The 17,955-nt window shown below is 26.9% G+C and carries 17 protein-coding genes; 14 read left to right on the plus strand and 3 right to left on the minus strand.

Going from position 1 to position 17,955, the window contains the following annotated elements:
* Positions 1–27: 27 nt before the first annotated feature.
* Positions 28–1,149: a tRNA (uridine(54)-C5)-methyltransferase TrmA gene (gene trmA, locus ACQY5W_RS07815; RefSeq protein ID WP_428024405.1), complete on the minus strand. Its 1,122-nt coding sequence runs from the start codon at positions 1,147–1,149 to the stop codon at positions 28–30.
* An 83-nt stretch (positions 1,150–1,232) separates the two neighbouring features.
* Between trmA and ACQY5W_RS07820 the strand changes: the two genes are divergently transcribed.
* The 11 genes from ACQY5W_RS07820 to ACQY5W_RS07870 all read left to right on the plus strand — a co-directional run bounded on the left by ACQY5W_RS07820 (position 1,233) and on the right by ACQY5W_RS07870 (position 12,888).
* Positions 1,233–2,771: a helicase-related protein gene (locus tag ACQY5W_RS07820; protein WP_428024406.1), complete on the plus strand. Its 1,539-nt coding sequence runs from the start codon at positions 1,233–1,235 to the stop codon at positions 2,769–2,771.
* A 50-nt stretch (positions 2,772–2,821) separates the two neighbouring features.
* Positions 2,822–4,765, plus strand: a complete 1,944-nt coding sequence (locus tag ACQY5W_RS07825; protein ID WP_428024407.1) for an ankyrin repeat domain-containing protein — start codon at positions 2,822–2,824, stop codon at positions 4,763–4,765.
* An 8-nt stretch (positions 4,766–4,773) separates the two neighbouring features.
* Positions 4,774–6,075: a bifunctional UDP-N-acetylglucosamine diphosphorylase/glucosamine-1-phosphate N-acetyltransferase GlmU gene (gene glmU, locus ACQY5W_RS07830; protein WP_428024408.1), complete on the plus strand. Its 1,302-nt coding sequence runs from the start codon at positions 4,774–4,776 to the stop codon at positions 6,073–6,075.
* Positions 6,065–7,330, plus strand: a complete 1,266-nt coding sequence (gene coaBC, locus ACQY5W_RS07835; RefSeq protein ID WP_428024409.1) for a bifunctional phosphopantothenoylcysteine decarboxylase/phosphopantothenate--cysteine ligase CoaBC — start codon at positions 6,065–6,067, stop codon at positions 7,328–7,330. Before glmU ends, coaBC begins: the two co-directional genes overlap by 11 nt.
* The gene (locus ACQY5W_RS07840; RefSeq protein WP_428024410.1) at positions 7,323–8,003 is read left to right on the plus strand and encodes a di-trans,poly-cis-decaprenylcistransferase; all 681 of its coding nucleotides are present in this window, start codon (positions 7,323–7,325) and stop codon (positions 8,001–8,003) included. Before coaBC ends, ACQY5W_RS07840 begins: the two co-directional genes overlap by 8 nt.
* A complete protein-coding gene (locus tag ACQY5W_RS07845; protein WP_428024411.1) occupies positions 7,990–8,754 on the plus strand; it encodes a prepilin peptidase in 765 nt (254 codons plus the stop codon). Before ACQY5W_RS07840 ends, ACQY5W_RS07845 begins: the two co-directional genes overlap by 14 nt.
* On the plus strand, positions 8,751–9,770 hold the full coding sequence (locus ACQY5W_RS07850; RefSeq protein WP_428024412.1) for an LptF/LptG family permease: 1,020 nt from the start codon (positions 8,751–8,753) through the stop codon (positions 9,768–9,770). Before ACQY5W_RS07845 ends, ACQY5W_RS07850 begins: the two co-directional genes overlap by 4 nt.
* Positions 9,770–10,492, plus strand: a complete 723-nt coding sequence (gene truA / locus ACQY5W_RS07855; RefSeq protein WP_428024413.1) for a tRNA pseudouridine(38-40) synthase TruA — start codon at positions 9,770–9,772, stop codon at positions 10,490–10,492. The genes ACQY5W_RS07850 and truA overlap by 1 nt, the downstream gene beginning before the upstream one ends.
* Before the next feature lie 93 nt (positions 10,493–10,585).
* Positions 10,586–11,302 (plus strand): response regulator transcription factor, encoded by a 717-nt coding sequence (locus ACQY5W_RS07860; protein ID WP_428024414.1) that lies wholly within the window; start codon positions 10,586–10,588, stop codon positions 11,300–11,302.
* 72 nt (positions 11,303–11,374) lie between these two features.
* Complete coding sequence (locus ACQY5W_RS07865; RefSeq protein WP_428024415.1) at positions 11,375–12,523, plus strand: MFS transporter; 1,149 nt, start codon at positions 11,375–11,377, stop codon at positions 12,521–12,523.
* Positions 12,520–12,888 (plus strand): hypothetical protein, encoded by a 369-nt coding sequence (locus ACQY5W_RS07870; RefSeq protein ID WP_428024416.1) that lies wholly within the window; start codon positions 12,520–12,522, stop codon positions 12,886–12,888. Before ACQY5W_RS07865 ends, ACQY5W_RS07870 begins: the two co-directional genes overlap by 4 nt.
* Here ACQY5W_RS07870 and ACQY5W_RS07875 read toward each other — a convergent pair.
* Complete coding sequence (locus ACQY5W_RS07875; protein ID WP_428024417.1) at positions 12,885–13,556, minus strand: nucleotidyl transferase AbiEii/AbiGii toxin family protein; 672 nt, start codon at positions 13,554–13,556, stop codon at positions 12,885–12,887. The two genes, ACQY5W_RS07870 and ACQY5W_RS07875, sit on opposite strands and share 4 nt — an antisense overlap.
* Complete coding sequence (locus ACQY5W_RS07880; protein WP_428024418.1) at positions 13,546–13,995, minus strand: hypothetical protein; 450 nt, start codon at positions 13,993–13,995, stop codon at positions 13,546–13,548. The genes ACQY5W_RS07875 and ACQY5W_RS07880 overlap by 11 nt, the downstream gene beginning before the upstream one ends.
* Before the next feature lie 141 nt (positions 13,996–14,136).
* Here ACQY5W_RS07880 and ACQY5W_RS07885 point away from each other — a divergent pair, with 141 nt between their 5' ends.
* The 3 genes from ACQY5W_RS07885 to ACQY5W_RS07895 all read left to right on the plus strand — a co-directional run.
* Positions 14,137–15,840, plus strand: a complete 1,704-nt coding sequence (locus ACQY5W_RS07885; RefSeq protein WP_428024419.1) for an AAA family ATPase — start codon at positions 14,137–14,139, stop codon at positions 15,838–15,840.
* A 1-nt stretch (position 15,841) separates the two neighbouring features.
* A complete protein-coding gene (locus ACQY5W_RS07890) occupies positions 15,842–16,816 on the plus strand; it encodes a hypothetical protein (RefSeq protein ID WP_428024420.1) in 975 nt (324 codons plus the stop codon).
* Positions 16,817–17,473: 657 nt separating this feature from the next.
* A partial coding sequence (locus ACQY5W_RS07895) for an IS110 family transposase (RefSeq protein ID WP_428024421.1) occupies positions 17,474–17,955 on the plus strand: 482 nt, incomplete at its 3' end.

Raw genomic sequence — 17,955 nt, forward strand, 5'->3', positions numbered from 1 at the left:
ACCTTGTTACAGCTTTTATGCTAAATTTTAACAAGATTTTGTAAGGATTACTCCTGTTTCAATGTGTTTAGAATAGGAAAATTGGTCAAATAAAGAAAAATTTAAGATTTGGTGAGTTTTTACTAACTCTTTTAAATCTCTATGTAAAGTTTCTGGATTACAAGAGATATATATTATTTGTTCATAATTTTTAACTAATTCTCTTGTAGTATCATCAAGTCCAGAACGTGGAGGATCTACAAATATGGTTGAAAAGTTATAATCACTTAAATTAACGTCTTTTAATCTTCTAAATTCTCTAACACTATTTAAAGCCTCTACAAACTCTTCAGCACTCATTCTTATAAAGTCAATATTTGTTATATTGTTTAACTTACAATTTGTAAGTGCAGAGTTGATTGATGTTTTTGAAATCTCTGTTGCTAATACTTTATTAAATTTTGTTGATAATGGAATAGTGAAATTTCCTCCCCCACAATAAAGTTCACATAAATCATCTTTTGCTTCAATATTATTCAAAACCCACTCAATCATTTTACTATTTACTTTTGTATTAGGCTGAGTAAATCCTCCTTCTTTATATTGAAACTTAAAAATTGTATTATTGATATTTAATTCTTCTTTTATAAATTCTTCTTTTAAAACGATTTTTTGTTTGCGGCTTCTTCCTATGATTTTTATATTTAGTTTGTTTTGTATATCTTTTGCTTTTTCTTCCCACTTTGTATCTAACTTTTTGTGGTAAATTAGTGTTACTAACATGTCATCAATAGTTGAGCCTAAAAACTCAATTGAATAAATTTTATGGTTTAGTATTTCATCTTCTGAAATTATTTTAAGAAGTTTAGGCATAAGATTACTTATTTGTTTTGAAACAATAGAACAACTTTTTATTTCTATGATATTTTTTTCAAAACTTGTCATTCCATATGAAAGTGTTGGCTTATCTTCTTCATCATAGTTTTTCCAAAATCTAAATTCTGCTCTATTTCTAAAGTGTTCCTCTTCACTTTTGATTATTTCAAACTCCATTGTAGTAATATCATTAAATCGTTCCTTTTCTCTATTTACTTTATAAGCTAATTGTTCTTCATAGTTCATATCATATAAAGTACAGCTACCACATTTTCCAAAATAATCGCAAGTCATAAAAATCCCTTAAAATCTTTTATTATAATATTAATATTTTATGATAAAATGAATTTAATACTTATAAAATCAAAAAGAATAATATGAAAACTAATTGGCAAGAACAACTAAAAGAGCTTTTAAATTGTGATATAAAATCCTTATATCCATTAGCAAGAAGTATGAAAAGAGAATTACATTTTTTTGTGGGACCTACAAATTCAGGTAAAACATATCGCGCAATGAGTGAGCTTAAAAAAGCAGATTGTGGACTTTATTTAGCACCTTTACGATTACTTGCCCTTGAAGGTTACGAAGACTTAACAAAAGAAGGAATACCAGCTTCCTTAATCACAGGGGAAGAACAAAATTTAAATGAAGATGCTGCTCACGTTTGTTCTACTATTGAGATGATTGATTATAATATGGATGTTGATGTCGCAGTTATTGATGAAGTTCAAATGCTTGATGATGAAGATAGAGGTTGGGCTTGGGTAAATGCAATTATTGGATGTCCTGCTAAAAAAATAATTATGACAGGAAGTGTAAATGCCCTTGATGCTGTAAAAAAAATAGCAGCATATTTGGAAGAAGAGTTAATAATAGAAAAATTTAAAAGAAAAAATGAATTACAACTTTTAGATAAGCATATTGCTTTGGGAAATTTAGAAAGTGGTACAGCCCTGATTACTTTTTCTAGAAGTGATGTTTTAAAGTTTAAACAAAAACTCCAAAGAAAACATAAAGTTTCTGTTATATATGGAAATCTCTCTCCAGAAGTTAGACGTGATGAAGCTAGAAGATTTAGGGAAAAAGAGACAGATATATTAATAGCAACAGATGCAATTGCTATGGGATTGAATCTTCCTATTAAAACTATACTTTTTACTACACACATGAAATTTGATGGTACTTCAAGACGAGGAATAAGTGTAAATGAGATTGTTCAAATAGCTGGTCGGGCAGGGCGTTATGGACATCATGAAAAAGGTTTTATAGGGGCTACAACAAAAGATAGTTTAAAATATATAAAAGAAGAGTATGAGAAACCTATTAAAACAATAAAACCTCCTTTTAAAGTAAAAATAAATAATGAACAGCTTACAAATTTAGCTATGTATTTAAAAACAACATCTTTAACCAAGGTTTTAAAGTTTTTTTCTACAAATATGGAGTTTGAAGGTCCATTTGTGGCTGCAAATATAGGTTCTATGATTAGTGCAGCTTCTATTGTTGACCAAAAATTTAATTTAAAATTAGAAGATAAATATATGCTTTCTCAAGCGCCTATTTCCATAAAGTCAAAGATTATTTTACAAGCATATGATATTTATATTTCAGCCGTATTAAAAAACAAAGTTATAAGGTATAAACCTTCCATTACTCTACCAAAAGTTGCAAGAACACAAAAGGATTTATTATTAGTTGAAGATGAAATAAAAAAGATATCTCTTTATCTTTGGTTATCATATAAATTACCTGAACAATTTCCTGATAGTATAAAAGCAACTATTGCTAGAAGTTCATTTAATCGGTTTATTGAAAATTCTTTAAAAAAAGACATTAAATTAGAGTCAGAAGATAATAAAAGAGGCTTTCCTCCAAGAGAGAAAAAAGAGTTTAGACGTAGGAGAAGATTTTAAACTTCTTTAGATATAATAGGCATTATTAAAAGTATTAGAGGGAATTATTGATGTTTAATCTGTTTAAGTCTGATGATAGCACATCTTTACAAAAAGAGTTGATGAAAGACTATATAAATGAAGATAAAATACAAAAACTTATTGATAGTGGATTAGATATTAATGCAACTGATGAAAAGGGTAAAACACTTCTATTTGAACTTGTTCATAAAAGAAAAATAGAGGGTGTTAAGATTTTACTTAAAAATGGGGTAAATATTGACCATGAAGATAGTTTAGGTAAGACTCCTTTATCTATTGCTGCTTCAAATGCAGATGGCATGATGATACGATTTTTATTGGAGAAAAAAGCCTCTTTAAACTATATAAATTCTTCAGGAAGAATACTTATTCAAGATATTGCTTTAGAAGGAAATCTGAAAGTTTTCCAACTTTTACTTGCCCATGGAGCAGATTTAACATTTAGAGATACATATGGAAAAACAGTTCTTTTTGATGCCATTGAAGGTGGAAATATTAGAATTGTAAGGGAAATATTAAATAGTATAGACGATGTTAATGTTGCTGACAATGAGGGGCAAACGGCTCTTTTTTCTGCTGCACTAAAAGATGACCAAACTATTATGAAATATTTAATAGAGTATGGTTTAGATACAAATCATTTAGATGATAATAAAAGAAATGTTTTATTTAAAGTTGTTTTAAAAGGGGCAAGCCATTTAGACACGTTAGATGCTTTATTAGAAAAAGATATAAATGTAAATCAAAAAGATATTGAACAAAAAACTATTTTAGATGAGATATTAAAGATATTTAATATTTTACGAGAAAATGATTTAGATAAATATAGACAGACTGATTATAAGTATGTAAAAAAAGAAAATGATTATCAAAAATTATTAACAATTTTGATTGATAATGGTTTAGATATAGATAAAAAAGATGAAGAAGGTAAGAGTATTCTTTTTCATGCTGTAAATAATAAAGATTTTGAAGCGATAGAATTTTTATTAAATGCAGGTGCTAATATAAATGTTGAAGATAAAGATGGAAAAACTATTCTTTTTCAAGAGTGTTTAAAAGGGTATCAAAACTATGAGATGCTTGATTATTTATTTGAAAAAGGTATAGATATTGACCATCAAGATTATGAAGAAAGAACTATTGTTGATGATTTAGTTGAGATGATATTGATTCAAGATAATGGTAAAAGAGCAAGTTCTAGAAGATTTTTAGATATTGTTGAAAATGGAGAATATTTTAGACTTTTAAAAAGATTGATTATAAAAAGACCTAAATTAAATCAATCAAAAAGTGATGGGAAAACTATTTTATTTGACATAATCCATTACAATAATATGGAACTTACAAAAGTATTTTTAAATAATGGTGCTGATATAAATAAGATTGATAATGAAGGGAACACTCCTCTATCTTGTATGATTGATGAAGGTTTAAAAGCAAAAACAAAAAAAGAAAGACAAGAGTTCTTAGAAAGAGTTGTTTTTATGCTTAAGTTTAGAGTTGATGTAAATATAACAGATAAAGATGGACGAACGATTTTTCATAAGGCTGTAATTGCAGATGATTATGAACTTGTGGAAAAACTTTTATCTAAAAAAACTGATTTAAATATAAAAGATAAACAAGGAAGAACTGTTTTACATCATACACAATGGAAAGGTAATTATAAAATCGCAAGACTTTTAATTTCAGCAGGTGCAGATATGAATGAGCCTGATTTTGCAGGATTTACGATTTTAAATTATGCTGCGATTTTAGGTCATGCAAAACTTGTAATGGTACTTATATCTTCTGGTGTTCTTATGTATAATAGAGCTAAAAAAAGTAAAGCTGTAGCTGCTTTTTTTAAAGAAAAAGAAGATAATTTAGTTAAATTAGTTGAAAATAATATTACAGATGAAAAGATGAGAAATGCACTTCAACAAGTTGCAGATAATTTGAAAAAAGAAGTAGCAGAAGCGTTAAAGTAAGGGTATAAATGTTTAATAAATCAATTATTATTCTAGCAGCAGGGGCTGGTACTAGAATGAAATCAGAAACTCCAAAGGTATTACATAAAATTTCTGGTAAACCTATGTTGTATTATAGTATTAAAGAGGCTTTAGAATTAAGTGATGATATTACTGTTGTTTTATATCATAAAGCTGATTTAGTAAAACAGACTATGCAAGAGTATTTTGGTGATAAGGTAAATTTTGTTATACAAGATCATGTAAATTTTCCAGGAACTGGTGGTGCTGTTATGGGGATAAAACCAAAGTATGAAAAAACTTTGGTTTTAAATGCTGATATGCCACTAATTCAAGCAAATGAACTTAAAAAATTTGACCTTGATGCTACTATTGTTATGTCAGTATTACAGCTAAAAAGTGCTGATGGTTATGGACGAGTAGTTATCCAAAATGATGAAGTAAAAAAAATAGTTGAGCAAAAAGATGCAACAGAAGATGAATTGAAAATTACAAGTGCAAATGCTGGAATTTATCAGTTTTGTACAGAATTTTTATTAAATTCATTGCCACTTTTATCAAACAATAATGCTCAAGAAGAGTACTACATCACAGACTTAATTGAAATTGCAATAAAAAATGGAAAAACATTAAAACCTCTGATTGTAAATGAAGAGAACTTTAAAGGGGTTAACTCAAAATATGAACTTGCCCTTGCTGAGGTCATTCATCAAAATAGAATAAAAGAAGCTTTTATGAAAGCTGGGGTTATTATGAGATTGCCAGAGACTATTTATATAGACTCTGATGTGGAAATTATTGGTGAGAGTATTATAGAAAATGGTGTTACTCTTTTAGGAAAAACTAAAATAGAAAATTCTCATATCAAAACAAATACTATAGTAGAAGATGCAATACTTATAAATAGTGATGCTGGACCAATGGCAAGAATAAGACCAGATTCTGTTATAAAAGATACTCATATTGGGAATTTTGTAGAGACTAAAAAAGCAATATTAACAGGTGTAAAAGCTGGGCATCTTTCTTATCTTGGAGATTGTGAAATTGATGAGGGTACAAATATTGGTTGTGGAACTATTACTTGTAATTATGATGGGGTGAAAAAATATCAAACAAAAATAGGTAAAAATGTTTTTGTAGGAAGTGATACACAATTAGTAGCTCCTGTTACAATAGAAGATGATGTATTAATTGCTGCTGGAACTACTGTTACAAAAGATGTTAAAAAAGGTGATTTGGTTTTAACAAGGGCTGCTACAAAAGTAGTAAAAGGATATTTTTATAAATTCTTTGGGAAAAATGATGCTTAAAAATAAAAATATTTTAGTGGGAGTTACAGGCTCGATTGCGATTTATAAAACTTTAGAACTTATAAGATTGTATATAAAAGCTGGGGCAAATGTAAAAGTTATCATGACCTCTTCTGCTAAAAAATTTATTACTCCATTGACTTTTGAGACTATTTCTCAATCGCAAATTTTAGATGATATAAATGAGTCTTGGGATAAGGATTCATATTATAATCATATAGCAATAGGAAAGTGGGCAGATATTTTTGTAATAGCTCCAGCTAGTGCAAATACAATTAATAAATTAAGCCATGGAATAGCTGATAATATTTTAACTCAAGCAGCACTAGCATATCCAAGAGTAAAACTTTTATGTCCTGCAGCAAATACAAATATGATACAAAATCCAATTACAAGTGCAAGTATGAAGATGCTAAAACTTTGTAATTATAAGATAGTAGAACCTGTATCAAAAGAGTTGGCTTGTAGAGATATTGGAAATGGAGCTTTAAGTGAAGTTGATGATATATATTATGCCACAGTAAGAGAGCTTTTAAAAGATGAGTATTGGGAAAATAGAAAAGTAGTTTTAAGTGGTGGAGGAACTGTTGAAAAAATAGATGATGTTCGATATATCTCAAACTTTTCTTCTGGTAAGATGGCTTCTTCTCTTGCTTTAGCACTTTATTTAAGAGGTGCAGATGTTTGTTTGGTAAGTTCTAGGGGATATGAAGAGTTACCAAAAGATATACATATAATAAATGCTCAAAGTTCACAAGAGATGTATTCTTATTTACAAGAGTCAATAACTGTAGCAAAAAAAGGAACTAAAACTTCTACAACTTTGATGGATGATTCCAAGTCAACTTTGATACAAAAGAAACCGTATCTTTTTATGGTAGCTGCTGTAAGTGATTATGTTCCGTTATATCCTCAAAATGGAAAGCTTAAAAAATCAATGATTGGTGAAAAGTGGGATTTAGAGCTAAAACAAAATATTGACATCTTATCAAGTTTAGATAGAAATGATATTTATACTATTGGTTTCAAAGCTGAGATGGATAAAAAGGTCGCATATGAAAATGCCCAAAATATGAAAACTCAAAAAAACATTGATGCTGTTTGTTTAAATATAATTGATGAAAATAACTCTTTTGGTTCAAATTCAAACAAAATAGAGTTGATAATAAATGATAAAACAATAAGTTTTGATGGAAATAAATTTGATATATCATTGGAGATTTTAGATAGTTTGTCTTCGGAGTTTTATGAGTAATTTACCGCAACATGTTGCTATGATAATGGACGGAAATGGAAGATGGGCAAAAGAGCAAGGCTTAAAGAGAACGGTTGGGCATGAAGAGGGTGCAAAGGTTGTAAGAGATATAACAACACATGCAAATAATTTAGGAATAAAATATTTAACTTTATATGCTTTCTCTACTGAAAATTGGTCAAGACCAAAGTTAGAAGTTGAGTTTTTGATGAAACTTTTAGAGAGATATTTAAAAAATGAGTTGCCAGTATATTTAGAAAATGGCGTTAAGTTTAAGGCTATTGGTGATTTGTCAAAATTTTCAAAATCATTGCAAAAAGTAATAAATGATACCCAAGAAAAAACAAAAAATGGGCAAGGACTTACTCAAATATTAGCCTTAAATTATGGTTCGAGAGATGAAATTACAAGAGCTATGAAAAAACTTGTTGAAAAAAAACTTGAAATAAGTGAAGAAAATATAGAAGCATGTTTGGATACTGCTGGTATTCCTGATGTGGATATGCTAATACGAACAAGTGGTGAGATTAGAATTTCAAACTATCTTTTATGGCAGTGTGCATATGCGGAGATGTTTTTTACAAAAACATATTGGCCAGAATTTTCAAAAAATGAATTTGATGATATGTTAAGTGATTTTAAAAATCGAGAGAGAAGATTTGGAGCTGTTTAGTATTTTTCTTATTGGAGTAATTATAGGCTCATTTTTAAATGTAGTTATCATAAGAGTTCCAAAAGGTGAATCTATTATTACTCCTAGAAGTCATTGCACAAGTTGTGATAAAACTATACCTTGGTATCACAATATCCCTATTATTTCATATATAATTCTTGCAGGAAAGTGTAAATATTGTGGTGAAAAATACTCTATTAACTATTTTTTAGTGGAAGTTTTATCTGGAATTATTGCTTTATCTCTTTTTTTTAAATTGGGATTTTCATTAGAGTATTTTTTTATTTTAGCTTTATTTTATACCTTACTTGTTTTATCATTTATTGATTTAAACTATAAAGCAGTACCTGATTGGATTTTACTTTTAGTTCTAGTTTTAGGATTTTTTTGTGTTTATGATGACTTTTTAGATTCTATAAAAGATGCTTTTATTTTTGCAGGAGCTTTTGTAATACTTGATTTTTTTATAACTTTTTATATCCAAAATATAAAATCAAAGATATTAAAAGATAAAACTCTAGAAACCCAAAAAGCATTGGGTGAGGGCGATTTACCAATTATTGCCGTAATTGGAGCCGTGTTAGGTATAAAAGCTGGAATCATCGCTATATTTTTAGCTGCACTTTTTGCTATAATTCCATCAATATATAATAGTGTCAAAAAAAATGAAAAAGAGACAGCTTTTATTCCCTATTTGTCTTTAGGTTTTTTTGTAGAATATATATTTCAAATTTCAAAGGTTATTTTGTGAAGTTAAAACAGTATTTACTATCTCAATTTTCAAGTACATTTTTCCCAATATTTTTAGTGCTTTTTTTTATTACATCAATTATTTTTTTAGTAAGAATTGCTTCGATGACTTCAGTAATAACAATAGATTTATTTGAGTTAATTACTCTTTATACTTATAATCTTCCTAGCATACTTTTTTATACCATGCCCATATCATTTTTTGTTTCTATGGTAATCACATTAGCTAAGTTATCAAGTGAATATGAATTGATTGTTATAACTTCTTTTGGATTAAATCCAACAAATATTTTAAAAATATTTTTGCCTGTTTCCCTAGTCATGTCTTTATCACTTTTGATAATCTCTATTGGATTGATTCCAAAAACAAAATATCTTTCATCTGAGATGATTAATCAAAAAACAAAAGAGGCAAATTTTAATATTAAAGCATCTGAATTTGGTCAAAAGTTTGGTGATTGGCTTATATATATAAGTAAAAAAGATGACAAGTTATATGAAGAAGTAAAACTGTTTAAAACAGAAAAAAAAGATGTGGATCAGTTTATAATCGCGCAAAATGCAAGATTAAAAAATGATTCTGGAAATTTAAGCTTTGTATTAAATGATGGTAAAACCTTTTATTTTGAAAAGGATAAAATCAATCAGATTGACTATAAGGTAATGCACATAAACGATACCCTTAGTGATTCTGATTTACTTCCTTTTACAACAATGTTTGAGTATTGGAATTCAAGAATTGATAGTGAAAGTGATATAGCTAGACTTTCTTTTTATGTACTAACTTCAATTTTCCCTTTTATATCCATATATTTGGTAGTTGCTTTTGGATATTTTAATCCTAGATATGAAAAAAATAGGTCAGTGGTATATGCAATAATAAGTGTAGTAGTTTATTATTTGATTTCTGATCCACTAACAAAAGCTATGGGTTTTGGTGCAGTAGGTGTTATGGCCGTTTTTTGGATGATTTTGTCCTATTATATATATAAGTCAAATGTTCAAAAAGTATATTAATGAATGTAAAAATAACAATCTCTTATGATGGATTTTCTTATCAAGGCTCACAAAGACAACCCAATAAAAAAAGTGTTGAAGATAAGTTTATAGAACTCTTTGAGCTTTTAAATATAGAACCAAATATTACATTAAGTGGAAGAACAGATAAACAAGTTCATGCTACAGGACAAGTTTTTAACATAGATATACCTCCTTTTTGGACAAATTTAGAAAAACTAAAAAAAGTTTTAAATCATAAACTTCCAAGTTCTATACGAGTAAGAAATATTCAAAAAGTAAGTGATGACTTTCATGCAAGATTTCATGCTAAAAAAAGAGTTTACAGATATGTTGTTAGTACAAAAGAACCAACACCTTTTTTAGCAAATTATGTAACTTTTGTAAAAAAAATAGATGAAAAAAAAATAAATGAAGCCATAAAGTTATTTATTGGGGTACATGATTTTGAATATTTTCACAAAAAAGGAAGTGAAAAAAAGAATCTAAAAAGAGAAATTTATGATGCTAAATTTTATAAATATAAAGATTTTTATGTTTTTTATTTTGAAGCAAACTCTTATTTAAGATCACAAATGCGTTTGATGGTTGGATTTTTACTTAAAATTTCAGATGGAAAACTCTCAAATGAAGATTTAAAAAATCAACTTCAAAAGAAAAAAATATCCAATAAAATACCAGCTCTTCCAAATGGTTTGTACTTAGCAAAAGTTAAATATTAAGTTATATAATTAATATGTTTAATAAAAAAAGCAAAAAAATGTTATACTATAGAACTATAAGAATTAATGATAAATAAAAAATAGGAGCTCTGTATGAGTACATACACAACTAGAGTTTTACTAGTAGAAGACGAAGAAGTTGCAAGAAAAACACTATCTTTTTACCTAAACACGATTTTTGATGAAGTTGTTGTTGCAAGTGATGGTCAAGAAGGTATAGATTCTTACAAAGAAAAATTTAATGATAATAAATGTTTCGATTTAGTTTTAACTGATATCAAAATGCCAAATAAAGATGGTATTGAAATGATTGATGAGATTTTAGAACTAGTTCCAGAACAAAAGTTTATAATAGTTTCTGCACATAAAAATGAAGAAGACTTATTAAAACTTATTAATTTGAAAGTTCTAGGATATTTTGTAAAACCATTAAATGTTGATAATATGATGGATATGCTTCAAAAAGCAAATGAAGAATTACTTAATGCAAAAAAAGATAGCAATGAAGATGATTCTCCACTAGCTTTAAATAATACATATACATATAATAGATCTAGAAGTCTTTTATACAAAGATGGTTTAAGTGTTAAATTATCTAAAAAAGAGTCTCAAATTTTAGAAGTTTTAATTAAAAACTTAGGTGAAGTTGTTTCTGTTGAAAAATTTAAAGAAGATGTTTGGGGAGATTTATCTACAAATGATTCTGCATTTAGAACAGTAATGAAAAGATTAAAAGATAAAATTATAGATGATGACTTTATCATCTCTCAAAAAGGTTACGGTTATATTATAGAATTACCATATATGTAATTTATATTTTAAAACTTTAAAAAGGTGAGAAGTTTTTCTCACCTTTTTTTATTTATATTAAATCGGACAAAATTGAAAACAAAAGAACTCTTTATTATCATATATAACATTGTAGTTATATTATCAGTTATGTATGCAACCCAACCACTTCAACCTTTACTTGCCAAAGAGTTTGAAGTATCTATTGTAAAATCTTCACAATTTACAGCAGTAATCATGTTATTTTTGGCCATAGCTCCAATTATTTATGGATATATTTTAGAACGAGTAAATGCAAAAAGAGTTTTGATAATAGCTTCTGTAATTTTAGCTATTACAAATACTTTTTTATCTTTTTCTACTTCATATGAGATGTTTTTAACAATAAGAACAATAGAAGCAATAGTAATACCAGCTATTTTAACTTCATCTATGAGTATTTTGGCAAATATAGATAAAGTAAATGTGAAGCTAAATATGTCTATTTATGTGGCTTCAACTGTATTTGGTGGATTAGTTGGAAGAGTGTTTTCAGGATATATTGCTACATATTTTGGTTGGCAGATGGTGTTTTTATCTCTATCTTTTGCTTCACTTGTAGGTTTGTTTTTAATTACAAGGCTAAATTATGACGCCCAAGCTCATCTAACAAAAGCAACTATTAAAGATATAACACACATATTAAAAGACAAAAGATTTGTAGTAATCTATCTTTTGATGTTTTCTATATTTTTTGTATTTGCGGGAGTTTTAAATATCTTGCCATTTAGACTAAAAGAGTTAGATCCAACTACAAATGAGAGTCAAATAGGACTTCTATATTTAGGATATGGAGTTGGAATAATAGTTTCACTTTTTATTCATAAGATTATAAAGTTCTTTGATAAAGAGATGAAAACTATACTTTTGGGAATAGTTATATTTCTAATCTCAACAGCTTTATATATTGTACAAAATCCTTTTATCTTATTTCTAAATGTGTTTTTATTTTGTTTAGGTATGTTTATAGTTCATACAGTTAGTACAAGAATAGCAAATTCTTTAAAACAGACACAAAAATCCCTAACATCAGGTATGTACCTAAGTTTTTATTACATAGGTGGAACAGTTGGTTCAATTCTTCCTCCAATGTTTTATCAAGTTTTTGGGTGGAATAAAACTATTTATTTATGTATATTTTTATTAATAGTGATTTTTATTTTTGTCTATTCAAACAGAAAAATATTTAAGGCTTATAATTGATTCTAGGTAAATGCCCATATTGTAAAGACGGGCAAATAGAAGTAAGAAAAAAAGAGATAAATGGCAAAAAAGTAGAACTTTATGCTTGCTCCAACGCCAAATGGTATAGTGAAGATGGAGAACTTTTTGAATTAACTCCTGAATCAACTTGTGATTTTAAGATTTGGCAAAATTCTTTACGTAAGTATGGAAAGTATTTGAAACAAAGAGAAGTTAGAGCGTTACTTGAGGGTGAAGATGTTGTTGTTACTTTTCATTCGAAGAAGTATAAAGAGAAGGTTACTTATCAGAAGTATATAACGCTAAGTCAGGAATATGGGGTTAGTGTTATTTGGGATATTGATGTACCCAAGGAAGATAACTAAAACTTTTTTAATGCCGAAATAGTATTTGTTTTAATCTCTTCAAATGTCAAGTTTATTTTATTTTGTTCATTCAAATAAACACTCTCATCATCTTTTGATTCTTTTTTTGATGTTATAAAATTAAGTATTTTATCTTTTGAATCTATGTTTTTAATACTTTGAGAGATAGCTAATATTTCTGTTAAGGTAAGTACTTTATTTTGTAATATGGAACAAAAGTCAAATAAATCTCTTGCTTTATCTCGTTGAAATAAAGCAACTATTTTTAATTTTGCTATTGATTTCAAATCTAAGATTTTAAGAGTAGAGTTCTCATACTTTATATATTTTGTATTGACTAAGATTTCTTTTTGAATTGGACGATTTGCATAAAAAAATTCTATTTTAACTTCATCAAATACAAATTTCAATATGTATTCCTCAGGAAATAGCCCTGCAAGTCTTAGTGCCGTAGTATTTTCGTCATTGATTTTTTTTGCTCCTAAAGATGTCAAAGCAGGTATTATTTTTTTGTAGTCTAATATTTTTGGACTTACAATATCAATATCTTCTGAAATTCTATGATTGATATAGTATGAAAGTGCTGTTCCGCCTATAAAATAAAGTTCATCTTCAAATATAGTAGAGTTTTTTATTTTATTTAATACTTTTATTACACTAGAAGTCATTTATTATTCCTGATAATTGTTTGAAAGTAGGATTTTCATTGTATTTCCCACTTAATGGTATGTCCATTCCACTTGTTGAAATATAACCTTGTGCATACATTTTTTTATATTTATCGTTTAAGACTGCTTTGACCATATTTTTACCAAACTGAGTACACAATTTTTTAATATCATCTGTATTTACAGTTGATAGATAGTTTGAAATGATGGCATAAACTTTTTGTTTACTTTTTTCATTTGTTTGCCAAAACATATTTACAGAATAATCTGATGGCTCAAACTCTATGGTATCGTTTATATCAACTGCTTGAATTTTATCTTTTGCATCTTCATAGGCTATATTTTGAAGTAGTGTATATAATCTATTTCTTCCATATTTCCAATCTCTAAGAGTTCGTTCTGGTATATCAAGGAGTTTGCTCATTTGTTGTTGTGTCATAGTTATCTCAAATTTATTTTTTGTTATTATAGGCGAATATCGCCTATTTGTCAATATTTATATTTTGATACAAATTAATTGGTGAAACTTTTAAATTATATTCTTGTAACATACTTATAAATATTTTAGCAAAGAGTTATTATGGAATTGGTTTATTTGTGGGTTGAGGATTATAAGAATATAAAGAAACAGGGGTTTAATTTTTCTCCTAGGTTTGATTGTAAGTATGATGAAGATACAAAAGAATTGACTATTGAAGAAAATAAAGATTATGTAAGTATTTTTCCCAAAAATATAAATATTACTGCTATTGTTGGGGAGAATGGAAGTGGAAAGAGTAACATATTAAGACTTTTACATAGATTTTTTTCTGAATGGATACCTAATAAAATATTCATAGTTTTTTATCACAAAGAACAATTATATTTACATTCAAAGGAGAATCTCTTAATTACAGAAAATAAAAATAATTTTACAAAAATAACATTTATAACAAATGAAAAACGACACAGTCTTTTTACAAATATTCATGAAGTATATTATCAAAATGAAAATAATCATAAGTTACTTTCAAATAAAAATAATCAGGAGTTTAATTTAACTTCAGATAATTCATCGCATATTATTAAGCATTTTTTAAAAGTTTTTGTAGCATTAAATAAAAAGCAATTTTCTAATGTTATGTTTAATCCTGAATATATTGTAATTGACATTGAATATGATAAATTGTCTGAAGACCTAGATGAATATGAAATTTCTACTAGAAATAAAATTAAAGAGATGATTGCCAATATAAAGGATACTAAGTTCAATCAGAAAGAGACATTAAAACAAATTCTTAATATTTTAGACTTAAAATCTAACATGAATAATATTGGTAAAGAAGCTAACCTAAATAATATCAACAACATGGATACAATGATATTTAATATGGAAAATGATTTTCATTTAAAACATAGATTAAGTGAAAAATACAAGTATAAAGAAGAACTGCTATATGATTTAAATAGTGTAAATTCTCCTTTATCTCAACACTCCGATAGTAATCATTTTTTTAGACTAAGAATTGATGAACTTGAAAAAGATACTATTAATTTTATATACGATTTACCTACTGTCGCTTTTAATATTAAGATTTTTGATAAAAATAATGTAAGTTTTAGTTCATTAAGCTTTGGAGAAAAGAATTTATTATCAATGTTAAGTATGTTTATTAGTTTATCTGAACAAATTACTTATGAAGAGTATGGTACAGAAATAATTGATGTAGGAGATTTAGAAGTAGATGAAGTAGAAATGGATATTACTTATGCTGAAAAAATAAATCAAAACTTTTTTTTAATCGATGAATATGAATTAGGATTACATCCTCAATGGCATAAAGAAATGTTAAATAATATGATTTCTTTTTTTAATACATTGAATAAAAATATACATCTTATTATTACAACGCATTCTCCATTTATCCTTTCAGATTTACCAAAAGAAAATGTAATATTTTTAGAAAAGGGAAAACAAGTTTATCCGTTTGAAGATAATCAACAAACTTTCGGAGCAAATATCCATACTTTACTCTCGCATGGTTTTTTTATGAAAGATGGGCTTATGGGTGAGTTTGCGAAAGATAAAATTGATATAGCGATTAAATATCTAAATCAAATAAAATTAAGTGAAGATGAAATTAAATATTGCGAGAATATAATTTTAATTATTGGCGAACCTATAATTAAAAGAGAACTTCAAAAAATGTTGGATAGTAAAAGATTATCAGAAGTAGAACAAATTAAACAAGAAATCAAAAGATTAGAAGAGAGAATGACTTTAATTTGGAAAAATAGTAAATAATATGATTAAAATACAATATCAAAAATCATTAGATGATTATTTTCAAAAATTAGATTTATCGTTTAACGATTTAAAGACTTCAACACTTTATAATTCAAATGCAAAATATAAAGAGTGTGTTACATATATTGAAGATAATTTAAAAACTATTATATGTGGTAAACCTGATGTATTGAGAGAACATATAGATAAAATAAATAGTCTTTCAATAAATTTTATATTGAATAGAAAACCAAAGGTTGGTAGCTTAACAACTGAACAACAAAATGAAAATGAATTTATTAAAAAACTAAGAAAAATATTTGATTACGACAATAAAATAAATAAACCAGAATTTGCAAAAGAAATAGGATTAACTTGTTGTCCTTACTGCAATAGAGAATACATATTTAGAATTTATGATAACAAAAAAAATGATGAACTTAGAACATTAGCTGTGTTAGACCACTATTATGATAAAGGAAAATATCCTTATCTTGCATTGTCTTTTTATAATTTAATACCATCATGTAATATATGTAACAGTAAGTTTAAAACAGTTGTAGATTTCAAAGAGAATAAACATCTCCATCCCTATGAAGATTGTTTTAATGAAAAAGCAAAGTTTACGAAATTTTTTAATAATGTAAATTCTGAAAATAAAAAATTTGATTTGTTATCCAAAGAGAGAATATCGTTAACTTTAAAACCTTTAGATACTAATGATATTGCAACACAAAATACAATAGATACTTTTAGATTAGAAACTTTATACCAAGAACACAAAGACATTGTTTTAGAACTTATCCAAAAAGCACAAATTTATAATGAAAGTTATATTGATGAACTTTATCAACAATATGAAGGGACTCTATTTAAAAATCGTGAAGATGTTTTAAGACATATAACTGGTGGATATGTAGAAGATAAAGATATAAATAAACGCCCACTTTCTAAACTTATTAAAGATATTAGTGAAGAATTGGATTTAATATAATTTTCTCATAAACACCTAAAGGTCTCCGCTTTCTCTTACTTTGTGTGGACAAAGTAAGCAAAACCACCAACAGAGTTTCAAAGCCCTTTGGGTTCCCTCCCTTATTATTTTTATCTTTTCTGCTTGGCAAAACTCGCTTATTAAAACTTGCATTTAGCAACTTTTAAACACTCAAACAGTTGCCAATCTTGTTTAGAAAAGAGAAAAATAAACATTCGGCTTTTGCAAATGTTGGAATAAAAGGTGGGATAAGGACATTTGCATTTTTGATTTGTTTAGATTCGAAACTTTTACTTACTTTAATTAATATTAAGATAATACAAGAGAACTAACAACCGAAGGGATTTCTTTCTGCCTTTGATGAAGCTAAGATTTTAGGCTTTTTTTTCGGGGAACAGTGAGGACTCGTATACTACAAATAATGGAGATATGTTAATATATTTTCATAGAGTTAGTTAAAATGATATATCGATGAGGACTGAAAGAAATTAATTAAATAATTATCTTGACAGACAGTTGGATAGTCATATTTAAATTTGAGTGGCAACAATAACAGTTTAACTAGTTAGTATTCACGAGTGTAAAGTTTATATGACAAATCAGGTAGGAGAAATCCTACCCTAACGAACTCTTTATCCTAAAATAAAGGTTCCAGATATGTATTCTATCGGATTAGATATTAGTAAGTCAACTATTAATGTATATGTTCCTTGTAATAATTTAGATTTAGTTATTGATAATAATATACAAGCTATCAAACAATTATATTCCAAATTAAAGAAGTTATATAAAAAAGATATTGATAAATTAATATTTATCTATGAACCAACAGGGAATTATTCTTCTGCTTTAAAATCTTTTTGTGCAAATAAAAATATTAAGTGTTTTATCATTAATCCTAAACAAAGTTCTAACTTTGCAAAAGCATTAGGGAATAAAACTAAAACAGATAAGATAGATGCAAGAATGTTAAGTAGTGCTATATCCCTTGCAAATAAAAAAGATATAAAAATACCAGTAATTAATATACTTTATGAAGAATTACAAGAATTAATGATTTATAAATCATTGATTATAAAACAAAAAACTCAATGTATGAATCATTTAGAGTCTAAACAATATAACAATTCTACATATCT

The organism is Arcobacter sp. (genome assembly GCF_050300555.1).
Classification (GTDB): Bacteria; Campylobacterota; Campylobacteria; order Campylobacterales; family Arcobacteraceae; genus Arcobacter.

Excerpts from the sequence above, each read along its gene's own strand:
- ACQY5W_RS07890 (WP_428024420.1), top strand. The coding sequence starts at position 15,842 with ATGATTAAAATACAATATCAAAAATCATTAGATGATTATTTTCAAAAA.
- truA (WP_428024413.1), top strand. The coding sequence starts at position 9,770 with ATGAATGTAAAAATAACAATCTCTTATGATGGATTTTCTTATCAAGGC.
- glmU (WP_428024408.1), top strand. The coding sequence starts at position 4,774 with ATGTTTAATAAATCAATTATTATTCTAGCAGCAGGGGCTGGTACTAGA.
- ACQY5W_RS07840 (WP_428024410.1), top strand. The coding sequence starts at position 7,323 with ATGAGTAATTTACCGCAACATGTTGCTATGATAATGGACGGAAATGGA.
- trmA (WP_428024405.1), bottom strand. The coding sequence starts at position 1,149 with ATGACTTGCGATTATTTTGGAAAATGTGGTAGCTGTACTTTATATGAT.
- coaBC (WP_428024409.1), top strand. The coding sequence starts at position 6,065 with ATGATGCTTAAAAATAAAAATATTTTAGTGGGAGTTACAGGCTCGATT.
- ACQY5W_RS07825 (WP_428024407.1), top strand. The coding sequence starts at position 2,822 with ATGTTTAATCTGTTTAAGTCTGATGATAGCACATCTTTACAAAAAGAG.
- ACQY5W_RS07860 (WP_428024414.1), top strand. The coding sequence starts at position 10,586 with ATGAGTACATACACAACTAGAGTTTTACTAGTAGAAGACGAAGAAGTT.
- ACQY5W_RS07885 (WP_428024419.1), top strand. The coding sequence starts at position 14,137 with ATGGAATTGGTTTATTTGTGGGTTGAGGATTATAAGAATATAAAGAAA.
- ACQY5W_RS07880 (WP_428024418.1), bottom strand. The coding sequence starts at position 13,995 with ATGACACAACAACAAATGAGCAAACTCCTTGATATACCAGAACGAACT.
- ACQY5W_RS07820 (WP_428024406.1), top strand. The coding sequence starts at position 1,233 with ATGAAAACTAATTGGCAAGAACAACTAAAAGAGCTTTTAAATTGTGAT.
- ACQY5W_RS07875 (WP_428024417.1), bottom strand. The coding sequence starts at position 13,556 with ATGACTTCTAGTGTAATAAAAGTATTAAATAAAATAAAAAACTCTACT.